Annotated in this window: 16 protein-coding genes and 1 tRNA gene; 10 read left to right on the top strand and 7 right to left on the bottom strand. The window is 34.7% G+C overall.

The window, feature by feature from the left end:
• Positions 1 to 603, top strand: coding sequence for a transglycosylase domain-containing protein (locus B0I10_RS05285; RefSeq protein ID WP_112085453.1), 603 nt, complete (start codon positions 1 to 3; stop codon positions 601 to 603).
• 13 nt (positions 604 to 616) lie between these two features.
• On the opposite strand, the gene B0I10_RS05280 is transcribed toward B0I10_RS05285, so the two are convergent.
• Positions 617 to 2,692: a M1 family metallopeptidase gene (locus B0I10_RS05280; protein WP_112085452.1), complete on the bottom strand. Its 2,076-nt coding sequence runs from the start codon at positions 2,690 to 2,692 to the stop codon at positions 617 to 619.
• A 118-nt stretch (positions 2,693 to 2,810) separates the two neighbouring features.
• Between B0I10_RS05280 and B0I10_RS05275 the strand changes: the two genes are divergently transcribed.
• Positions 2,811 to 3,401: a hypothetical protein gene (locus B0I10_RS05275; protein WP_112085451.1), complete on the top strand. Its 591-nt coding sequence runs from the start codon at positions 2,811 to 2,813 to the stop codon at positions 3,399 to 3,401.
• A 76-nt stretch (positions 3,402 to 3,477) separates the two neighbouring features.
• Here the strand turns inward: B0I10_RS05275 and B0I10_RS05270 are convergent.
• From B0I10_RS05270 to B0I10_RS05255, 4 genes are all read right to left on the bottom strand, one after another.
• Positions 3,478 to 3,553, bottom strand: a tRNA-His gene (locus B0I10_RS05270).
• 109 nt (positions 3,554 to 3,662) lie between these two features.
• Positions 3,663 to 4,385, bottom strand: a complete 723-nt coding sequence (gene bshB1, locus B0I10_RS05265) for a bacillithiol biosynthesis deacetylase BshB1 (RefSeq protein ID WP_112085450.1) — start codon at positions 4,383 to 4,385, stop codon at positions 3,663 to 3,665.
• Position 4,386: 1 nt separating this feature from the next.
• Positions 4,387 to 5,412, bottom strand: a complete 1,026-nt coding sequence (locus B0I10_RS05260) for a chorismate-binding protein (protein WP_112085449.1) — start codon at positions 5,410 to 5,412, stop codon at positions 4,387 to 4,389.
• A complete protein-coding gene (locus tag B0I10_RS05255) occupies positions 5,412 to 5,843 on the bottom strand; it encodes a PaaI family thioesterase (protein WP_112085448.1) in 432 nt (143 codons plus the stop codon). Before B0I10_RS05255 ends, B0I10_RS05260 begins: the two co-directional genes overlap by 1 nt.
• A 127-nt stretch (positions 5,844 to 5,970) precedes the next feature.
• Between B0I10_RS05255 and B0I10_RS05250 the strand changes: the two genes are divergently transcribed.
• Positions 5,971 to 7,530: a hypothetical protein gene (locus B0I10_RS05250; protein ID WP_112085447.1), complete on the top strand. Its 1,560-nt coding sequence runs from the start codon at positions 5,971 to 5,973 to the stop codon at positions 7,528 to 7,530.
• A 5-nt stretch (positions 7,531 to 7,535) separates the two neighbouring features.
• Here the strand turns inward: B0I10_RS05250 and B0I10_RS05245 are convergent, their stop codons facing one another.
• The gene (locus tag B0I10_RS05245) at positions 7,536 to 8,276 is read right to left on the bottom strand and encodes an FkbM family methyltransferase (protein ID WP_112085446.1); all 741 of its coding nucleotides are present in this window, start codon (positions 8,274 to 8,276) and stop codon (positions 7,536 to 7,538) included.
• A 191-nt stretch (positions 8,277 to 8,467) separates the two neighbouring features.
• Between B0I10_RS05245 and purL the strand changes: the two genes are divergently transcribed.
• From purL to B0I10_RS05210, 7 genes are all read left to right on the top strand, one after another.
• The gene (gene purL / locus B0I10_RS05240) at positions 8,468 to 12,139 is read left to right on the top strand and encodes a phosphoribosylformylglycinamidine synthase (protein WP_112085445.1); all 3,672 of its coding nucleotides are present in this window, start codon (positions 8,468 to 8,470) and stop codon (positions 12,137 to 12,139) included.
• Between the two features lie 136 nt (positions 12,140 to 12,275).
• Positions 12,276 to 14,048: an AMP-dependent synthetase/ligase gene (locus B0I10_RS05235; protein ID WP_112085444.1), complete on the top strand. Its 1,773-nt coding sequence runs from the start codon at positions 12,276 to 12,278 to the stop codon at positions 14,046 to 14,048.
• Between the two features lie 117 nt (positions 14,049 to 14,165).
• A complete protein-coding gene (locus B0I10_RS05230; RefSeq protein ID WP_112085443.1) occupies positions 14,166 to 14,576 on the top strand; it encodes an OsmC family protein in 411 nt (136 codons plus the stop codon).
• Between the two features lie 183 nt (positions 14,577 to 14,759).
• Positions 14,760 to 15,191 (top strand): MarR family winged helix-turn-helix transcriptional regulator, encoded by a 432-nt coding sequence (locus tag B0I10_RS05225; RefSeq protein ID WP_112085442.1) that lies wholly within the window; start codon positions 14,760 to 14,762, stop codon positions 15,189 to 15,191.
• Positions 15,192 to 15,323: 132 nt separating this feature from the next.
• Positions 15,324 to 17,714, top strand: coding sequence for a 3-hydroxyacyl-CoA dehydrogenase/enoyl-CoA hydratase family protein (locus tag B0I10_RS05220; protein WP_112085441.1), 2,391 nt, complete (start codon positions 15,324 to 15,326; stop codon positions 17,712 to 17,714).
• An 81-nt stretch (positions 17,715 to 17,795) separates the two neighbouring features.
• A complete protein-coding gene (locus B0I10_RS05215) occupies positions 17,796 to 18,977 on the top strand; it encodes an acetyl-CoA C-acyltransferase (RefSeq protein ID WP_112085440.1) in 1,182 nt (393 codons plus the stop codon).
• Positions 18,978 to 19,081: 104 nt separating this feature from the next.
• Positions 19,082 to 20,872, top strand: coding sequence for an acyl-CoA dehydrogenase family protein (locus tag B0I10_RS05210; protein WP_112085439.1), 1,791 nt, complete (start codon positions 19,082 to 19,084; stop codon positions 20,870 to 20,872).
• A 113-nt stretch (positions 20,873 to 20,985) separates the two neighbouring features.
• Here B0I10_RS05210 and B0I10_RS05205 read toward each other — a convergent pair whose 3' ends face one another.
• Positions 20,986 to 22,083: an endonuclease gene (locus tag B0I10_RS05205; RefSeq protein ID WP_112085438.1), complete on the bottom strand. Its 1,098-nt coding sequence runs from the start codon at positions 22,081 to 22,083 to the stop codon at positions 20,986 to 20,988.
• Position 22,084 lies beyond the last annotated feature (1 nt).

Genomic DNA, 22,084 nt, shown 5'->3' with positions numbered 1-22,084 from the left:
ATGAAAACCAAAATAACAAAAGTTTTAAAAATTACAACATTACTTTTTTTAGTAATGGTAATGATTTATCAATTGCTTTTAAGTGATCTTAATCCGATGTTTAAAAGAGATGATTTTATTGCAATCAAAGAAGAAATTAATAAATCTAAAAATGAAGATTTTAAACATTTTTTAAATCTTTACAACAAAATTTATAATCAAAAAAGCATTAAATTTTACAGTTTAAAAAACAGCAAATTAGGTTTTCCAAAAGACGATTGTCCGTGTTTAGATGTTGCTAGATATTATGGAGCTAATAATTTAAGAAATTTTAAAATTCCTTTTGTTAAAATTTTGTATACTTTAAAAATTGAAAAAGAGTTTAGTCAGGAAGATTGTTTGAAGTTAATTTTGTCAAAAGCTGATTTGTTGTATGACAATGAAGGAATCAAAGAAGCATCTCTTTATTTCTTCAATAAAAAAATTGATTCCTTAAATGAAAGAGAATTACTAGAATTAATCATTATGTTAGAAAATCCAATTCTCTTCGATCCTAAAAGGAATAGAGAAATTCGACAAAATAAAATTTTAGTTTATGAAAAGTTTTTAGAAAAAATAAAATAGTTCAACATAAAACTTAATCAGACAAAAGTCGTTTTAACTGATTTTGTTCGGCGTAATTTAATGTCGGCAACATTTCCTGAAAATACTTTTTATGTCTTTCGGTTTTAATTAATTCCCGAATTTGATTGCGTGCAAAAAGTGTAAACTGCCATTTATGATGTGTGGTCGCGTTGACCAAATTTTGAAGAATATTTTGGTCGTTTGGATTGAGATACAACAAGTTGGTTAAGGCATTTTGACGAATGGAACTTTCGTATTTTGAAGAAGAATAATCTAATAATTCATCGTAAAAATTTACTTTTTCATTTACTTCGTAACCTTCAGAAATTAAAGCTAATGTCAGCCACAAAATTCGCAAGTTTTTATCATTAAATCCGACCCAGTTTTTGGATAAATTGAGGTAATGCTCTTGTCGTTCGGGGAATAATTTCCACAAGGTTCCTAATGCAATTTCTTTGGTAATATAGGAATCATCGTTGAGTAACGTTTCGTATTCCGACTGAAAATTGCGTGGAATTTCGATCATAATTCGAGAAATTGCCTGACGAATTTTTATGTTTTTGGAATCTAATGCGCGGTTTAGCAATGATTCCTTTTCTTCAAACGGAATTTCTGCCAATTGATAAATGACTTCTTCTTTGATGGGATAAAAATCGTTGCTTTTTAAAATGGTTTCAAACAAGGCTGCCTTTTCTGCAAATGGTTTGGGCTGTAGTTGAACCAAGTCCAAATACGATTTCATGAAGTTGTTTTTCTTAAGTAAATCGAGAGCTTGGTTCACTTGAAAACCTGATTTTTCAAGCCAATTTTGTTGAAAAATTGCTGTGTTAAAATTAGAAACTGCGTTGACTTCTTTTAAAAAATTGGTTGTATTTACATTTTTAAAACCATATTTTTTCAAATAATTTTTGACTGCTTTTTGAAAATTTTCTGCTCCGATAGTTGATCGTAAATAATGCAAAGCCCAAGCTCCTTTTTGATAAAACGTGAGCGAACTCGCTTTTTCATTCAATAATGGAATCGTATCGGTTTTGGAAGCTTGTTGCAAACGCTCGGCCATTTCATACAATTCCCATTGAAAATAATCGTCGCCAAAAAGTTCTTTTTCAGCCAATAAAGCATAGTAAGTGGCAAAACCTTCTTGTAACCAATGGTGTTTTCCCGTTTCGGCGGTGATGAGATTACCAAACCATTGGTGAGCCAGTTCGTGAGCGTTGACGTTGATGTAGGTTTTGTCGTTAAAACCGATTTCATCTACTACAAAATCTTGCGAAAAAATGGTGGAAGTTGTGTTTTCCATACCCGAATACAAAAAATCACGAACGGGAACTTGGCGGTAAATTTCCCAAGGGTACTTCACGCCTATTTCTTGTTCAAAGAAATCAAAAATTTGAGTGGTGTATTTGTAGGTTGTTTCAAATTTATTGCCATCTTTTTGATCTAAATAAAATTCTAAAGGTGTTCCCGATTTGGTTTTGGCGGTTTGTTTGGCGAATTTTCCGATTGCTATCATTACTAAATAGGAAGACATGGGTTTGGACATTTGGTAATTATAAGTTGTAAATCCCTCCTCGTAACCATTCCTTTTATGATCTCTATTTTTCAAAACTCCGTTGGAAAGTATCGTGTAATCATCGTTAAACTTTATAGAAATGTTAAAAATCACTTTTTCATTCACATCATCAAAACTAGGCAACCAATGGCTGGTGTATTTTCCTTGACCTTGCGTCCAAATTTGTAAATTTTCGCCTTCACCAATAAAATAAAGTGTTTGTTTCGGAATGGCTTTGTAGTTAAAAGTCAGCGTGTTTTTTCCTTTTTTAAACCCTTCAAATAATTGCAACGCTTTTTGAGAATTTTTGAAATTTACTAATTTTCCGTTGATTTTTACGTTAGTGAAATCCATTCTAATGGCATCGATGGCAATCGTATCAATGGAAGACAAAACTTCAAATTCATACTTAACTTCTCCTGAAATTGATTTTTGAATTGCATTGGGAAGTAAAGTAGCATGTACTGTTTTGAAATCAACTTTTTGAGAGTGTTGAGCGAAGGAGATGGAGAAAAAAAGTAAAAAAAGGTATCGCATTTTATGAATTACTATTTTACAAATATACGTTGTTTCATTTTTATGATTTCTTATAAAATCAATCTACTAATATTATTTAAAAGGTACAATTATTGATTTAAAATTTTAAATTTATCTCATGAAAAAAACATTTGAAATTTTAATCTCTTATCTACTTATTATTACTTTAATGAGTTGTGAAAAAAAGGAAATTACAGTAAATTATTATCCCACAGAAGATATTGTTAACGATACTTCAAGTGTTGTATTTGATTTAGATTCTTTAAAAATGAACTTTAAAGAATTTGACACTATCCTTTATGAACTCGAAGAAAAGAAAAAGCAAACAATAATAGAGATTATTGATGATAATATTTTAAAAAAAATTAAAATTATTTCAATTGGTGATGGTACAATTTATAATAAAAATATTTTGAGTATTGAAAATGACTCTATTGTTAAAGAAAAAAATTATCCTCTTTCAGAATTAAAAGTAATAATGAAAAAACATTATTTTTATTATGGTAAAGATGAAAATTATTCAGATTCACCAGACAAAGCACTTGTAATAATATATTTCAATGAAGATCAAAAAATAACAGATTTAAAAAAATATCTTATACTAATTACAAGGGCTTTTGATGAGTTAAATAATAATCAGTTAATGTTACATATATTAATTAGCGGTATAGTGCCTCCACCACCCCCACTAACTCCTCCTCTGAATTAAATTAAAAAATTCAAATTAATAAGTTCAATTAACTCCACAAAAAAAGCCTCGAGTTTCCTCGAAGCTTTGTATTTCTGGGTGGAAGACGGGGCTCGAACCCGCGACCCTCGGTACCACAAACCGATGCTCTAACCAACTGAGCTACAACCACCATTTGTTTTTTGCATTACAGCACTTTTTCGAATTAAATTCGTCAAAGCTCTGTTTGCGAGTGCAAATATAGTGCAATGATTGAATTCTACAAAGATTTTTTTTGCAAATTTAAATCAAATCTCCCAAGCTATTGACAGCCACGTATCTTTCGGTTGTAAAACCTTCTGCAAAGTCAGTACCAATCAGTCGTCCCAAGTCTTGCGAACGGTATTTTATGCTGTCCAAAAAGTTTTTGGTGGCAATTGGTGTAACACTATCATTTGTGTTAGGATTATAAAATTGCGAATCATAAGCCATGATAGCTTCCACTTTTTTATCCATAAATCCCGAAATGTCAACCACAAAATCAGGTTTTAAATCTTTCCATTGAATGTAATGATAGACGACAAGCGGTCGCCAAGCTTCTTGCTTTTCACCCTCTAAATCGGTTTCAATTCGTTTTAAACCGGATAAAAAACAAGCATCTGAAACTAATTTTGCTCCTTTTCCGTGGTCGATATGACGGTCGTCAATGGCATTGCATAGCACAATTTTTGGTCGGTATTTGCGAATCATTTTAATCACTTCCATTTGGTGTTCTTCATCATTTTTGAAAAAACCGTCTCTCATTTTTAGGTTTTCACGAACAGAAATACCTAAAATTTCAGAGGCTTTTGCAGCTTCTTTGTAACGAATTTCAACGGAACCACGCGTTCCTAATTCGCCTTCCGTTAAATCGATGATGCCGACTTTTCTTCCTAACGAAATTTCTTTAGCCAATGTTCCTGCACAACCTAATTCTACATCATCGGGATGGGCTCCAAAAGCCAATATGTCTAATTTTAAACTCATTTTATAAAATGGATTTCATGATTTGTGATTTGTGTTCGGTTTCAAAAAATTCTTTCTCTGGATTGCTTTCTCCAGTGATTCCGCAACCAACATAAATGTTTATTTTATTTCCCTCAACTTCTAAACAACGTAAATTTACAAAAAGATTGGCAGATGCTTCATCTTCATTCCATAAACCTAAATAACCGGCATAGAATTTTCGGTCGTAACCTTCATTTTCGTTGATAAATTGCAATGCTTTTTCCTTTGGTAAACCACAAACTGCAGGTGTTGGATGCAAATTTTGAATTGTATTTTTGGTGTTTTCAATCGAAAAAACCTCGCCTGAAATAGTGGTTTTTAAATGAACTAACGAACCGGCTTCTACCGTGAATGGTTCGCTAACTTTCAAAGAAAGTACTTCTTTATGCAAACTATCCAAAATGTAATCCGTCACAATTTGTTGTTCATTAATTTCTTTAGTTGACCAATTTTTAAAACTGATTTTTTGATGCGTTCCTGCCAATGAAACGGTTTCAAAATGATTGTTTTCAACTTTAATGAGCTGTTCCGGTGTGGCACCCATCCAACAACCAATTTGCGGATGATAAAACAATGACCGAAAAGCAGTTGGATAACGATTAGCTAATCTTAAAAAAGTTTCAATCAAATCAATTTTTTTTTCAATTTCAATTTTTCGGGAAAGCACCACTTTTTCAAAATCGCCATTTTGAATGGAAGCTATTGCTTTTTCAACACTATTTTCAAAATTATTTTTTTCATATTCCGAAAAAACAACTAAATCTTCCTTATGTTTTGCAGCGTCAAAGCTAAACTCCTCTTCCATAAAACAGGAACTTTCCAAAGGAATAACATTTTTTTTGCTAGCATCGAAAGAGGCAAAAACAAATCCGCTTTGACCTTTGAAATCGTGGATGGAATCATCCTTTTGAAAAATACCACAAATCGTGTTTTGATTCGGAAGCACATACAAAGCAAAAGGCAATTTTTGCTCTACTTGTAATTTAATTTTTGACAAAATTGCCATTATTCGGAGGTCTTTTTAGGTAAAACAATATTTGACAATTTGCAAAGGCAGATTAGTTTTCCCTCTTCATCTTCAATTTTAATTTCCCACAAATGAAGGCTTCTTCCTTGATGAATCATTTTGGCGGTGGCAAAAACAGTTCCTTCTCGCTTACTTCGTAAATGGTTGGCAGAAATTTCAATGCCACGCACTTCTTGCTTTTCGGCATCCACAAACAACATCGAAGCGGCACTTCCTACGCTTTCTGCCAAAGCAACAGATGCTCCTCCATGCAACAATCCCATTGGTTGATGAATTCTGGAATTGACCGGCATTTTGGCTTTTAAAAAGTCTTCACCTACATCGATGAACTCAATTTCGAGGGTTTCCATCAAGGTATTTTTACTTACATCGTTACAATATTGAAGAATTTTGGCTTTATCAAATGTCATCTTATCTATTTTTTTGGTAAAAATAAAGATTTTTAGAAGGTGCATAAACTAAAATCCTCTTAAATTCGTTTACTAATTTGATTTTGCTATTTCAATTTAATGGTTAATTTTACCAAAAATCAGTCTCATGCGTAATTTACTTTTTCTATTTTTTATCATTTCTGCCATTTCACTAACTTCTTGTCGAAATGATTTTGAATTTAAACCCAGTTCTGGCGGATTGGAATTTTCAAGAGATACCGTATATTTTGACACTGTTTTTAGTAATATCGGTTCAAGTACATATACTTTGAAAGTCTATAACCGTTCCGATGAAGACATAAGCATTCCATCTATCCGTTTAGGAAAAGGATTGGATTCTAAATACCGAATGACTGTAGATGGTATGGTGGGAAACAATCGCATTTTTGAAAATGTAGAAATGCTTGCCAAAGACAGTATGTATATTTTTATAGAAGTAACCGCAGATGTTGCTGCTGCAAATCCGACCGATTTTTTATATACCGATCAAATTCTATTTGGTCAAGGAACATCAGAGCAAAAAGTGGAATTAATTACGTTAATTCAAGATGCTTATTTCCTTTATCCGCAACGATTTGATGATGGATTGTATGAAAATATAACTATTGGAGGCAGTCCGCAACGTGGCTTTATTTTAGATGAAAACGACCCGATTAACGGTAATGAATATATTTGGAACAATTCTAAACCTTATGTAATTTACGGTTATGCTGCCGTGCCTGCCAATAAAACATTAGTTATAGAAGCTGGAGCTAGAATTCATTTTCATGCGGAATCTGTTTTGATTATTGGCGACCAAGGAAGTGTCAAAGTCAATGGAGAAATTTCTAATAATCCAGATAATCCATTAGAAAGGCACGTTATTTTTCAGGGTGATCGTTTAGAACCATTATATGAAGATGTTCCGGGACAATGGGGAGCAATATGGCTCACACAAGGTAGCAAGAACAATGAATTTACGAATTGTATTATTAAAAACGGTGTAGTTGGACTTTTAATCGACGGAAACACCGGTTTAACCAATCCGGAAGCTGATGTTAGACTCAAGAACGTGCAAATTTACGATCATTCCAATTTTGGAATTTTAGCGAGAACAGCGTACATTAAAGGAGAAAACGTGGTGATAAACAGTGCCGGACAATTTGCCTTAGCTTGCACTTATGGAGGAAAATACAATTTCAATCATTCCACTTTTAATAATAATTGGGCAAGTTCAAGACAACTTTCTGTTTATTTGAATAATTTCTTTGATGAAGCAGAACCTGAAATTCTACCCATAGAAGAAGCTACTTTCACTAATTGTATTATCTACGGTTCAAACCAAATTCAAATGTTGGTTGATAAAAGAGGTGAAGGTATTTTAAATTATAAATTTGATCATTGCTTAATTAAGTTTAACAATGTTAACAATATATATACCAATAACTTACTTTATCAATTTACTGATACTACTCGTTATGTTAATTGTATCATCGCTACAAATAATTCGGCGGCAAATCCTAAGTTTTTGAATGTAATTAAAAACAAATTGATTATTGGTGATGATTCCGCAGCGAAAGGACAAGCAAATGCTAGCTTTTCAACGCTACCAGATATTCTGGATCAACCTAGAAATCCCCCTTTAGATATGGGTGCTTATAATCACACAATTTTTGTAGAAGATTAATTTCTTTATGCTAAACTTTTATTTCTGATTATAACATTTTCGCCATTAGTTGAATAATGGTAATTAGCAAATGATTTGTTAATGGCCTTGAAAAAAGGTTCTGAACACCCCTCATCAATCCAATCATGTAGTTCGATAATAACAATTTTATTTTTTGGAAGCCAATTTTCAAAATTACTCGAGAAAAGTTGCCTTTCGCTAGTCTCTATATCTATCTTCAGTACATCAACTGCATCAATAGAATATTTTTCAAAAAGACTATCCATCGATATCGCACCGATAGTACCTTTTTCAATATCCTCTTCTACAACCAAGCCCCATTTTCCAGAATTATATTTATCATAAACTTTCAGTAGGGTATCTTTGTTCCACAGTCCTGAGTTGATACAATAAATATCACTGTAATTTGAAATATTGGTTTTAAGCAATTCAAAATTTTCAGGATCAGGCTCAATACAAATAATTTTAGCCTCAGGGTATCTGTTTTTCATCAAAATAGCAAATAAGCCAACATTTGAACCACCGTCTATAATTACTTTAGGATTTAATTTAAAATCAATATCATATTCCTTTTTCACAAAAACCTGATAAAATGTTCTGATATCAGAAGTACCCGGTCTTAGTTTAATTGGAAATTTGATTCCTGGTACTTTCAATGCATTTACTATACCTAACTTTAATTTTAAATATATTTCTGCTCCTTTGATAATTCCAAACTGTCTTCTATATTGTTTAAATCTACTCATTTTTTCTAATCATAAAACTTGACTGCAAACATATGTTAAATTATACAAAAAAAATATTTTTTTTATGTCATAAATCTAAATTGACTTTCCACACGACAGTCTTTTTGTTTACAACTTGGTGAAAAAATATACTTTGAAACTACCTTTTTTCAACGTAAATTTGCACCTACAACAACACAAATCCTTTCAATATGATTCATTTCTTCGGAAACGAAAGTGCTACTGTTTTTGCCGTTCAAACGCAAAACGAACTTTCGGCTCAGGACATCGCAAAATTAAACTGGCTTTTTCAAGCTGAACTTGTTTCAGATTCTCATCGTAAACCAAAATCCGTCTTAGCGGATTTTTTTGTTGGTCCTCGTGCCGCAATGATTACGCCTTGGAGCACCAATGCAGTAGAAATTACTCAAAATATGGGAATTGAAGGCATCATTCGAATTGAAGAGTTTCATAAAGTGAAAAGCAATCATTCTGATTTTGATCCGATGTTATTTCAGAAATATACTGAATTGCATCAAGATATTTTTACCATCAACATTCAGCCCGAATCCATCAAAGAAATTGAAGATATTGCTGCTTATAACAAACAAGAAGGGTTGGCCTTGAGCGGAGAAGAAGTTAATTATTTGAATACATTAGCTATCAAATTGAAACGCAATTTAACGGATTCCGAGGTTTTTGGTTTCTCTCAAGTAAATTCCGAACACTGCCGTCACAAAATTTTCAACGGAACATTTGTGATTGATGGCGAAGAAAAACCTTCTTCCCTATTTAAACTAATCAAAAAAACTTCTGCTGAAAATCCGAACGATATTGTTTCGGCTTATAAAGATAATGTTGCGTTCATCAAAGGACCAACCGTGGAACAATTTGCTCCAAAAAGTGCCGATAAACCGGATTTTTATCAAACGAAAGATTTCGATTCAGTCATTTCAATTAAAGCAGAAACACATAATTTCCCAACTACGGTTGAACCATTTAATGGAGCTGCAACTGGTTCGGGTGGAGAAATCAGAGACCGACTTGCAGGTGGACAAGGTTCGCTTCCATTGGCCGGAACAGCAGTATATATGACTTCTTATTCTCGTTTGGAAGAAAATCGTCCATGGGAAAATGCAATGAAGGAACGAAAATGGTTATATCAAACGCCAATGGACATTTTAATCAAAGCGTCGAATGGTGCTTCTGATTTTGGAAATAAATTCGGTCAACCGTTAATTACAGGTTCTGTTTTTACTTTTGAACACGAAGAAGATGCTCGAAAATTAGGTTTTGATAAGGTTATTATGTTAGCGGGTGGAATTGGTTACGGAAAAGCCGACCAAGCTCAAAAACAAGAACCAAAAATCGGTGATAAAATTGTAATTTTAGGTGGTGAAAATTATCGAATCGGAATGGGTGGAGCTGCCGTTTCCTCAGCAGATACAGGTGCTTTTGGTTCAGGAATTGAATTAAACGCCATCCAACGTTCTAATCCTGAAATGCAAAAAAGAGCTGCCAATGCCATTCGTGGTTTGGTGGAAAGTGATGAAAATCCGATTGTTTCCATTCACGATCATGGTGCGGGTGGACATTTAAATTGTTTGTCTGAATTAGTTGAAGCAACCGGCGGATTAATCGATTTGGATAAATTGCCTGTGGGCGACCCTACTCTATCAGCTAAAGAAATCATTGGCAACGAAAGTCAGGAACGAATGGGATTAGTGATTGGTCAAAAAGATATGGATACGTTGCAACGCATAGCCAACAGAGAACGTTCACCCATGTATGAAGTGGGTGATGTAACAGGAAATCATCGCTTTACATTTGAATCGAAAACTACCGGAGCAAAACCAATGGATTTTGAATTGGCCGACATGTTCGGAAGTTCGCCAAAAGTGATAATGAATGATATTTCGGTGGTACGAAATTTTACCGAAATTAATTATAAAGAAGGGGATTTTGAAAGCTATTTAGAACAAGTTTTACAATTAGAAGCTGTTGCCTGCAAAGATTGGTTAACCAACAAAGTCGATCGTTGTGTTGGTGGAAAAGTAGCCAAACAACAATGTGCCGGACCATTACAATTGCCTTTGAACAATGTGGGTGTAATGGCATTGGACTACAAAGGAAAAGAAGGAATTGCGACTTCCATCGGTCATTCGCCTATTTCTGCTTTAATTGATCCAACAGCAGGAAGTCGAAATGCCATTGGAGAAGCTCTTTCAAATATTGTTTTTGCTCCATTAAAAGACGGTTTAAAAAGTGTTTCGCTTTCTGCCAACTGGATGTGGGCTTGCAAAAATGAAGGCGAAGATGCTCGTTTATATGAAGCGGTTGAAGCGTGTTCGGTTTTTGCTATTGAATTAGGAATCAATATCCCAACCGGAAAAGATTCGCTTTCCATGAAGCAAAAATATGCTGATGCCGAAGTAATTGCTCCGGGAACGGTGATTATTTCTGCTGCCGGAAATTGCAATGATATTACGAAAGTGGTGGAACCTGTTTTTCAAAAAAATGTCGGTTCTGTTTACTATATTAATCTATCGCAAGACGAGTTCAAATTGGGTGGATCATCTTTTTCTCAAGTTAGAAATGCGATTGGAAAAGAAACACCAACCATCAAAAATGCAGCTTTCTTCAAAAAAGCATTTAACGTCATTCAGGAATTAATCAAAAACGATGAAATTGCTGCCGGACACGATATTGGAAGTGGTGGTTTGATTACAACTTTGTTAGAAATGTGTTTCGCAGACAACAATTTGAGTGCAAAACTTGACTTTTCATCGTTTAAAGAAAAAGATGTGTTGAAAATTTTATTCGCAGAAAACATCGGAATTGTGCTTCAGGCGAATGATGATAACGTATTTGAATCATTCTTGAAAGAAGAAAACATCACTTTTCATAAATTAGGAAATGTCACTGAATCGAATGTTTTAGAAATTGAAAATTATTCGTTAGACATTTCAAAATTGAGAGATATTTGGTTTAAAACTTCCTATTTATTAGATCAAAAACAAACCAAAAATGGAAAAGCAGCAGCTCGCTTTGTGAATTACAAAAATCAACCGTTGCTGTATCAATTTCCATCCCATTTTAATGGAAAAAAACCGGAAGTTGATTTTTCAAAACCAAGACCAAAAGCAGCCATTATTCGTGAAAAAGGAAGTAATTCTGAACGCGAAATGGCCAACGCCATGTATTTAGCCGGATTTGATGTAAAAGATGTACACATGACCGATTTAATTTCGGGTCGTGAAACGTTGGAAGACATTCAGTTTATTGGTGCTGTGGGCGGATTTTCAAACTCGGATGTATTGGGTTCTGCCAAAGGTTGGGCCGGTGCCTTTTTATATAACGAAAAAGCAAAAACAGCGTTGGATAATTTCTTCAAACGAGAAGATACGTTGTCTGTCGGAATTTGTAATGGTTGTCAGTTGTTTATGGAATTGGAAGTCATCAATCCGGAACACGAAATTCACGGAAAAATGCATCATAACGATAGTCAGAAACACGAAAGTATTTTTACCTCTGTGAAAGTGCAGGAAAATAATTCGGTGATGTTAAAATCGCTAGCCGGAACAACGTTAGGCGTTTGGGTTTCACACGGTGAAGGAAAATTCAAATTACCTTACGAAGAAAGTCAGTATAATATTGTAGCCAAATATGGTTACGAAAATTATCCTGCCAATCCAAATGGTTCCGATTTCAATACAGCGATGCTCTGCGACAAAACCGGTCGTCATTTGGTGATGATGCCACACATTGAACGTTCTACTTTTCCTTGGAATTGGGCTCATTATCCAAAAGACAGAAACGATGAAGTTTCACCTTGGTTAGAAGCGTTTGTGAATGCTAAAAATTGGTTGAAAAACAAATCGTAAATGGCGAAATTTATTAAAAAATAATTTCGTTTATTTCATATAAATCAAGGAGTTGACAATTTTCAACTCCTTTTTTTATTAAAATCATTTGAAAATGATTGTTTTTTCTCTAATTTGCATCAAATTCTTTTAAAAGATGATTAAAATAACCCGACTTTTTGATTTTCCGTATTATCAACTTGCCAAAAATAATGTGCCTGATTGTTTGGTTACTAAATACAATGGTGAGTGGGTAAAAACGTCAACACAAGAATATGTTGACAAAGCCAATGCGATTTCCAGAGCATTTATTCGTTTAGGCGTTCAAAAAAATGATAAAATAGCTTTAATATCCTCTACCAACCGAACAGAATGGAATATTTTTGACATTGGTTCATTGCAAGTTGGAGCTCAAACGGTGCCAATTTATCCAACAATTGCTTCGGAGGATTACGAATACATCTTAAATCATTCTGAATCTAATTATTGTATTGTTTCAGATCAAGTGGTTTATGATAAACTCATTGCTATTCAGAAAAATGTTCCAACTTTAAAAGATATTTATTCGTTTGACGAAATTTTAGGTTGTAAAAATTGGAAAGAATTGTTAGAATTAGGTTCAGACACCTCTAATCAAGATGTGGTGGAAGACCGAAAAAACAATGTAAAACCGGAAGAATTAGCCACCATCATTTACACCTCAGGAACGACGGGAAGACCAAAAGGCGTAATGCTTTCACATAATAATATTGTTTCTAATGTGTTGGATAGTGCTCCGAGAATTCCGTTTGCCGAAGGAACTAGTGTTGCCCTGAGTTTTCTCCCAATCTGCCACATTTTTGAACGAGTAATTCTTTACATTTACCAATACTATTCCGTTTCAGTATATTTTGCAGAAAGCATTGAAAAACTTACTGACAATTTAAAAGAAGTACATCCTAATGTGATGACGGTTGTTCCTCGTTTATTGGAAAAAGTTTATGATAAAATTTATGGAAAAGGTGCTGAACTAACTGGAATTAAAAAAACACTTTTCTTTTGGGCCGTTAATTTAGGTTTACGTTATAAACCTTATGGACAAAACGGATGGTTTTATGAAAAACAACTTGGGCTGGCACGAAAATTAATTTTCAGTAAATGGAAAGAAGCCTTGGGCGGAAATTTAGACGTGATGGTTTCCGGTAGTGCTGCACTACAACCACGATTAGCGAGAATTTTTGCCGCTGCCGGAATCCCGGTAATGGAAGGGTATGGTTTAACTGAAACTTCTCCCGTAATTTCTGTGAATGATATGCGAAATGGCTTGTTTCGTGTTGGAACCGTTGGAAAATTAATTAAAAACGTAGAAGTAAAAATTGCTGAAGACGGCGAAATTCTTTGTAAAGGTCCAAACGTGATGATGGGCTATTATAAAGATGAAACATTGACTAATGAAGTCATTAAGGACAACTATTTTCACACCGGTGATATTGGCGAATTTGACACCGACGGGTTTCTTCGTATCACCGACCGCAAAAAAGAAATGTTTAAAACTTCCGGTGGTAAATACATTGCACCTCAATTAATTGAAAACCGATTAAAACAATCCTTCTTTATCGAACAAGTTATGGTGATTGGTGATGGCGAAAAAATGCCGGGAGCATTCATACAACCTAATTTTGATTTTGTGCGGGAATGGGCAAAAAGACATTATGTAAATGTCACTGATTCCAATGAAGAATTAGTAAATAATCCAAAAGTAATTGAACGCTTTCAAGAGGAAGTAGATCATGCCAATGAAAAATTCGGTAATTGGGAAAAAATCAAACGCTTCGAGCTAACGCCCGATGTTTGGTCTATTGATGGGGGGCATTTAACACCAACCATGAAATTAAAACGTAAAATCGTAAAAGAAAAATATAAACATCTTTACGACAAAATTTATAATTAATAACAACAGAAGCTCTTTTAAATAGGAGCTTTTTAGTTTTTAAAAAACACTTAACACAATAATAACAAGCAATAAAGATTGATTTTGTAAATTAGACAAAATATAAAATCAATAACGATGAAAAGACATGCAATAGCCGTTTGGAACGGTTCAGGAAAAGAGGGAAAAGGAAATTTAACTACACAAAGCACGGTTTTAAACAAAACACAATATTCATTTGGCTCACGTTTTGAAGAAGGAATCGGAACCAATCCAGAAGAATTAATTGCTTCTGCTCATGCCGGTTGTTTTACCATGAAATTGAGTTTCAACTTAGGTGAAGCCGGTTTTGTTCCAACCGAATTAGAAACAAAATGCCAAATTACTTTTGAAGATGGTGCCATAACCAAATCACATTTAATTCTAAAAGCTACTGTGGACAGAATTTCTGAAGACAAATTTGCCGAATTAGTGAAAGATGCCGAATTAAATTGTCCGATTTCAAAGTTATTGAATACCTCAATTTCAGTGGAACATACATTGAATTAATAATTCAACTTTTTAACAAAAAATCAAGGAAGACGGATACATATCCGTCTTTTTATTTTACTTAGTTTATGATTATCTATTTAAGTTAATTAAATTCATAGTGAACTTAAAAATGTTAAATTATTAAATTTACTATGCACGCATAATAAATTTTTATTATCTTTGAAAACGTTTGCGTAAACTATGAAAGATAAAACAATAGATTATATCCTTCGGGCAACTTGGCAATCAGTCGCCAGAATGTACAACGAAGAAGCTTCTAAATTTGACGGTTCAATGGCCATCGGCTTTGCGTTGCTCAGCATTGATAAGGAAGAAGGAACGCCTTCCTCCTACATCAGTAATCGAATGGGAATGGAGGCGACTAGCTTAACAAGAACACTCAAAACATTAGAAGAAAAAGGATTAATCATTCGAAAAAAAAATCCCGATGACGGTCGAGGCGTTTTAATCTACCTTACCGATTTAGGCAAAGAAAAAAGAGAATTATCGCGAAATACGGTATTGAAATTTAATGAAGTTATTCGTCAAAACGTTTCCGAAGATAAATTGAAAAATTTTATCGAAGTCGCCGATGTGATTACGGAATTGATTAATGAGAAGAAGATCTTTTGATAAGAAAATAGAGAAAAGAAAATAGAAAACAGATATTGGCAGTTAGATTTTTATAATTTTTCAAATCTGTGTTCAAAAAATAAAACAAACTAAAACCAGCGGAAACAAGCAAACCGCAATAAGATTATAAAAATGAAAAGAACTATCAAGAAAGTGGCTGTCATCGGTTCCGGAATCATGGGCTCCGGTATCGCTTGTCATTTTGCAAACATTGGTGTAGAAGTGCTTTTGTTGGATATTATTCCAAACGCACTGACCGAAACCGAAGAAAAGAAAGGACTCACGTTAGAAAGCAAAGCAGTTCGCAATCGCATTGTGAATGAAAGTCTGGCTAATGCTTTAAAATCGAACCCCTCACCTATTTACAGTCAGAAATTTGCTAACCGAATTACGACCGGAAACACTACAGATGATATGCCAAAAATCGCTTCGGTCGATTGGATTATCGAAGTGGTGGTGGAAAGATTAGATATCAAAAAAGTCGTTTTCGAACAAGTTGATAAATATAGAAAAGTCGGAACATTAGTCACTTCCAATACATCCGGAATTCCGATACAATTTATGAGCGAAGGCAGAACGGAAGATTTTCAACAACATTTCTGCGGAACGCACTTCTTCAATCCTGCTCGTTATTTAAAGTTGTTTGAAATCATTCCGGGTCCAAAAACAAGTCAAACCGTTTTAGATTTCTTAACTAATTACGGTTCACAATTTTTAGGAAAAACTTCGGTTGTAGCCAAAGATACTCCGGCCTTCATTGGTAACAGAATTGGAATTTTCGGCATCATGAGTCTTTTTCACCAAGTGAAAGAAATGGGCCTAACCATTGAAGAAGTTGATAAATTAACCGGACCTGTTATTGGAAGACCAAAATCAGCTACGTTTAGAACGGTTGATGTGGTTGGTTTGGATACGTTGGTTCACGTGGCAAACGGAATTCACGAAAACTGTCAGAATGACGAAGCTCACGATTTATTCAAATTACCTTCTTTCATTGATAAAATGATGGAAAACAAATGGTTGGGAAGCAAAACCGGACAAGGATTTTATAAAAAAGAAGGCAAAGAAATTTTATCCTTAGATTTAGATACGCTTGAATATAGAGCAGCAAAAAAAGCATCATTCGCGACGTTAGAATTAACTAAAACTATTGATAAACCTATTGATCGTTTTCGTGTTTTAGTAAAAGGAAAAGACAAAGCCGGTGATTTTTACAGAAAGAATTTTGCGGCTATGTTTGCGTATTGTTCCAACAGAATTCCTGAAATCTCAGACGAATTATATAAAATTGATGATGCAATGAAAGCCGGTTTCGGCTGGGAAAATGGTCCTTTCGAAATTTGGGACAGCATCGGTGTTGCCAAAGGAATTGAAATGATGCGTGCCGAAGGTTATCAACCGGCAGCGTGGGTGGCTGAAATGGTTACTTCCGAAAACGCTTCTTTTTATACAGTGAAAAACGGAGCGACTTATTTTTACAATATTCCAACAAAATCACAGGAGAAAATTCCGGGTCAAGATGCATTTATCATCTTAAATAATATTAGAGAAAGTCATAAAGTTTGGGGTAATTCTGATGCAACGATTCATCATTTAGGTGATGGTATTTTGAATTTAGAATTCCATTCCAAGATGAATACGATTGGTGGTGGTGTTTTACAAGGCATTAATAAAGCAATCGATTTAGCCGAAAATGAATACAGCGGATTAGTCATTGGAAACCAAGGAACTAATTTTTCTGTAGGAGCCAACATCGGTATGATTTTTATGATGGCTGTGGAACAAGAATACGATGAATTAAATATGGCCATCAAAATGTTTCAAGACACCATGATGCGTTGTCGTTACTCCTCAATTCCTGTGATCGTTGCTCCTCACGGAATGACACTTGGTGGTGGTTGCGAAATGAGTATGCACGCCGACCGAGTGGTTGCAGCTGCAGAAACCTATATTGGTTTAGTAGAATTTGGTGTTGGAGTTATTCCCGGCGGTGGTGGTTCTAAAGAAATGACCGTTCGTGCCTCCGATTTATTTCATAAAAATGATGTGGAATTAAATGTGCTGCAAGAGTATTTCCTAACTATCGGAATGGCAAAAGTAGCCACTTCTGCTTATGAAGCTTTTGATTTAGGCATTCTTCAACAAGGAAAAGACATTGTGGTCGTTAATCGTGATCGTCAAATTGCGGTGGCTAAACAAGTCGCGTTACAAATGGCAGAACAAGGTTACACACAACCTATCCAACGAAAAGACATAAAAGTATTAGGAAAGCAAGCGTTGGGAATGTTCTTAGTGGGAACCGACCAAATGCAAGCCGGAAAATACATTTCGGAACACGATAGAAAAATTGCCAACAAATTAGCGTATGTGATGGCGGGTGGGGATTTATCTGAACCTACATTGGTAAGTGAACAGTATTTGTTGGATATTGAAAGAGAAGCGTTTTTATCGTTATGTACAGAACGAAAAACATTAGAACGCATTCAATTTATGCTGACCAAAGGAAAACCATTACGTAACTAATCATAAATGATGGAACACAGATTTAAAAAATTATAGAAATTTTTTAAATTTTATAATTCTTCGTTCAAAAAATATAAACAAATGAAAACAGCATACATAGTAAAAGCGTATAGAACCGCAGTCGGAAAAGCACCAAAAGGACTATTCCGTTTTAAAAGACCAGATGAATTAGCGGCAGAAACCATTCAATTTATGATGAATGAACTACCCGATTTCGACAAAAAACGCATTGACGACGTCATGGTAGGCAACGCAATGCCCGAAGCCGAACAAGGCTTAAACGTAGGTCGCTTAATTTCCTTAATGGGATTAAAAGTAACCGATGTTCCAGGTGTAACCGTGAATCGATATTGTGCTTCCGGTTTAGAAACGATTGGAATGGCAACTGCCAAAATTCAATCCGGAATGGCCGATTGTATTATTGCAGGCGGAGCCGAAAGCATGAGTTTTATACCAATGGGTGGCTACAAACCAACCCCGGATTATGCCGTTGCTGCAGCCGGAAATGAAGATTACTATTGGGGAATGGGTTTAACTGCGGAAGCTGTGGCCAAGCAATTCAATGTTTCCCGAGAAGACCAAGATGAATTTGCCTTTCATTCCCACCAAAAAGCTTTAAAAGCTCAAGCAGAAGGAAAATTTGACAAACAAATCGTTCCAATTACCGTAGAACAAACGTTCCTTAATGAAAACGGTAAAAAAGAAACAAAATCCTATGTCGTAAAAAAAGACGAAGGGCCAAGAGCAGATACAAACGTAGCAGCCTTATCAAAACTAAAACCCGTATTTGCTGCTGATGGTTCTGTAACAGCCGGAAATTCATCGCAAATGAGTGATGGTGCTGCATTTGTTTTAATTATGAGTGAAGAATTAGTCAACGAATTAGGAATAAAACCCATCGCACGATTAGTCAATTTTGCATCTGCCGGAGTTGAACCAAGAATCATGGGAATCGGTCCGGTAAAAGCAATTCCGAAAGCATTGAAACAAGCAGGTTTGACATTAAATGATATTGACTTAATCGAATTAAACGAAGCCTTTGCTTCCCAATCAATAGCCGTAGTTCGTGAATTAGGCTTAAATCCTGATATCGTGAACGTGAATGGTGGAGCGATTGCCTTAGGACATCCATTGGGTTGTACAGGTGCGAAATTGTCTGTTCAGTTATTTGACGAGATGCGTTTACGTGGAAGTAAATATGGTATTGTTAGTATGTGTGTGGGAACCGGACAAGGTTCTGCGGGGATTTTTGAATTGCTATAACTAAAAGATAAAGGAACACAGATTTAAGAAATTTATAAAATTTTAAAAATTTCTCTGATTTTTTAAATCTGTGTTCCAAAAATATTAAAGATTAAAAATTAATTATGGAAAACATAACAAGAGGCGGACAGTTTTTGGTAAAAGAAACCAAATGTGAAAATGTATTCACGCCCGAAGATTTCTCAGAAGAGCAAATCATGATGCGTGATTCGGTAAAAGAATTTGTAGACAAAGAAATTTGGCCCAACAAAGACCGATTCGAAAAGAAAGATTATGCATTTACCGAAGAAGTAATGCGTAAAGCAGGAGAAATGGGATTTTTGAGTGTTGCTGTTCCGGAATCCTATGGCGGAATGGGAATGGGATTTGTTGATACGTGTTTAGTATGCGATTACATTTCGGGTGCAACCGGTTCATTTTCAACTGCTTTTGGTGCTCACACAGGAATTGGAACGATGCCAATTACCTTATACGGAACCGAAGAACAAAAACAAAAATACGTACCAAAATTAGCTTCAGGTGAATGGTTTGGAGCCTATTGCTTAACCGAACCGGGTGCTGGATCTGATGCCAATTCAGGAAAAACAAAAGCTGTTTTGTCAGCAGACGGAACGCACTATAACATTACCGGACAAAAAATGTGGATTTCCAATGCGGGATTTTGTTCGGTTTTCATCGTATTTGCAAGAATTGAAGATGATAAAAATATTACCGGTTTCATTGTAGAAAATGATCTGTCCAACGGAATTACGATGAACGAAGAAGAACACAAATTAGGAATTCGTGCTTCTTCTACTCGACAAGTTTTCTTTTCGGACACAAAAGTTCCGGTTGAAAATATGTTGGCCGCACGTGGTGAAGGTTTCAAAATAGCGATGAATGCATTGAATGTTGGTCGAATTAAATTGGCAGCCGCGTGTTTGGATGCTCAACGTCGTGTAACTTCCAATGCAATCAACTATGCCAATGAAAGAATTCAGTTTAACACACCAATCGCACAATTTGGAGCCATTCGTTACAAATTAGCTGAAATGGCCACTTCTGCTTATGCGGGAGAAAGTGCCACCTATCGTGCTGCAAAAGACATCGAAAACAGAATTAAACTTCGTGAAGCAGAAGGTGCAACGCATCAAGAAGCCGAATTAAAAGGTGTGGAAGAATTTGCTATCGAATGTTCCATATTAAAAGTTGCGGTTTCAGAAGATGTTCAAAATTGTGCCGATGAAGGAATTCAAATTTATGGTGGTATGGGATTCTCCGAAGATACTCCGATGGAAAGTGCTTGGAGAGATGCGCGAATTGCCAGAATTTATGAAGGTACAAACGAAATTAATCGTATGCTTTCTGTTGGAATGCTGATTAAAAAAGCAATGAAAGGTCACGTTGATTTATTAGGCCCGGCAATGAAAGTTCAGGAAGATTTAATGGGGATTCCATCGTTTGATACACCAGACTATTCAGAATTATTTTCGGAGGAAAAAGAAATGGTTGGCAAATTGAAAAAAGCGTTCTTAATGGTTGCCGGAGCTGCCGTTCAAAAATACGGAATGGATTTGGATGCTCACCAGCAATTGTTAATGGCTGCTGCGGATATGTTAATCGAAATTTATGTAGCCGAAAGTACCGTTCTGCGAACTGAAAAATTAGCTAAAAAAGTTGGCGAAGACAAAGCGAAAGAACAAATTGCAATGGCCAAATTATATTTGTATAAAGCTGTTGATGTAGTATCTCAAAAAGGAAAAGAAAGCATCATTTCGTTTGCCGAAGGTGATGAGCAACGCATGATGTTGATGGGATTACGTCGCTTTACAAAATACACCAATATGCCAAACATTGTAGGCTTAAGAGAAACGATTACCACGAAATTAGTAGCTGAAAACAGTTACTGTTTCTAAAAATTTTTAGTTTAGTTGTTGATTAAAGGCCACGTTTGAAAAAGCGTGGTTTTTTTATTAAAAAAAAACTCCAAATTTCTTTGGAGTTTTTAGATTAAACTATGAATCTTCAATTAGTTTATAATAACTTTTTTAGTCACCGATTGATTATCTGAAGTAATTTTTAAGAAATAAAACCCAGAAGATATATTTTCAATCGTATAGGTATTATTCTGTTGAGATGGATTTTGAATTAGTTGCATCACTTGTCCATTGATTGTAATCAATTGAATTTCATCTAAAATAGAATCCGATTCTATATGAATTCGATTAGAATTCGACGGATTTGGATAAATTGTCAAATTAAACTGAGTGGCTGAAACAGGAACAGAAAGCGAATTTCCCCAAATAACTTCCACCCATTGTGGATTATCTATAAATGGGTTTCTATTACCTTGGTATTGATAAATAGTATTATTTCTATCAATTTCCTTTTGAGAAACAGGATCATTAATATGCCATGAATAAAGAATATCTAAAAAAGGAGATGAAATAACTTTGTTTGAACTTCCATCAAACATAGCATAAGATGACCAATTTGAAATTAAATTTTGATAACGTGTAACAAAATAAAAATGAATTCTGGCAATATCTCCTTTGAATTCGTCTATTGGCTCAAAAACCACTCCGCTAAAACCCGATGCTACTCCTGTGTTAATATTATTCCCAGCCTTTGAACCATTTTGAGTTGGATTAGAAATTCCGGATTGAGAAATCAAATTTGAACCTACAATTCCAAAAGGATAACTACCTCTAAAGCCATTTACACGACCATCGGTTGGTAACAAATGATGCGCATCACCACGCATGGGTGTATTTGAACTGAAAACAGATTGAGGAATAATGTGTTCTTTATTATAACAATCGCCTTCACCATTATAATTTCCACAAGTATTAAATACAAAAAAATTATAAGGATCGGTACCATTTGGATTTTCAGAATAAACGTCTAAAATAGTATTGTCATTTTCATAATAAATATCTAGATCAGCAATAGGAAAAAAATTATCAATCGCATTATAACCTTGATCATTATGATCTTTAATAATGTTAAAGAGTTGTGTCTTTAAAGTAAAACCTGTTCCAGTTGCCGTATTGTAATATCCCGCTGGAGGTTGAGCAAATGCAACTAAAGTTGAAAAAATAAATAAAAGGGTGATTTTCAATTTCATA

Origin of the sequence: Flavobacterium lacus, assembly GCF_003268815.1 — a bacterium.
Classification (GTDB): Bacteria; Bacteroidota; Bacteroidia; order Flavobacteriales; family Flavobacteriaceae; genus Flavobacterium; species Flavobacterium lacus.
Note: the sequence above shows the minus strand (reverse complement) of the source record. Positions and strands in the feature narration are given on the sequence as shown.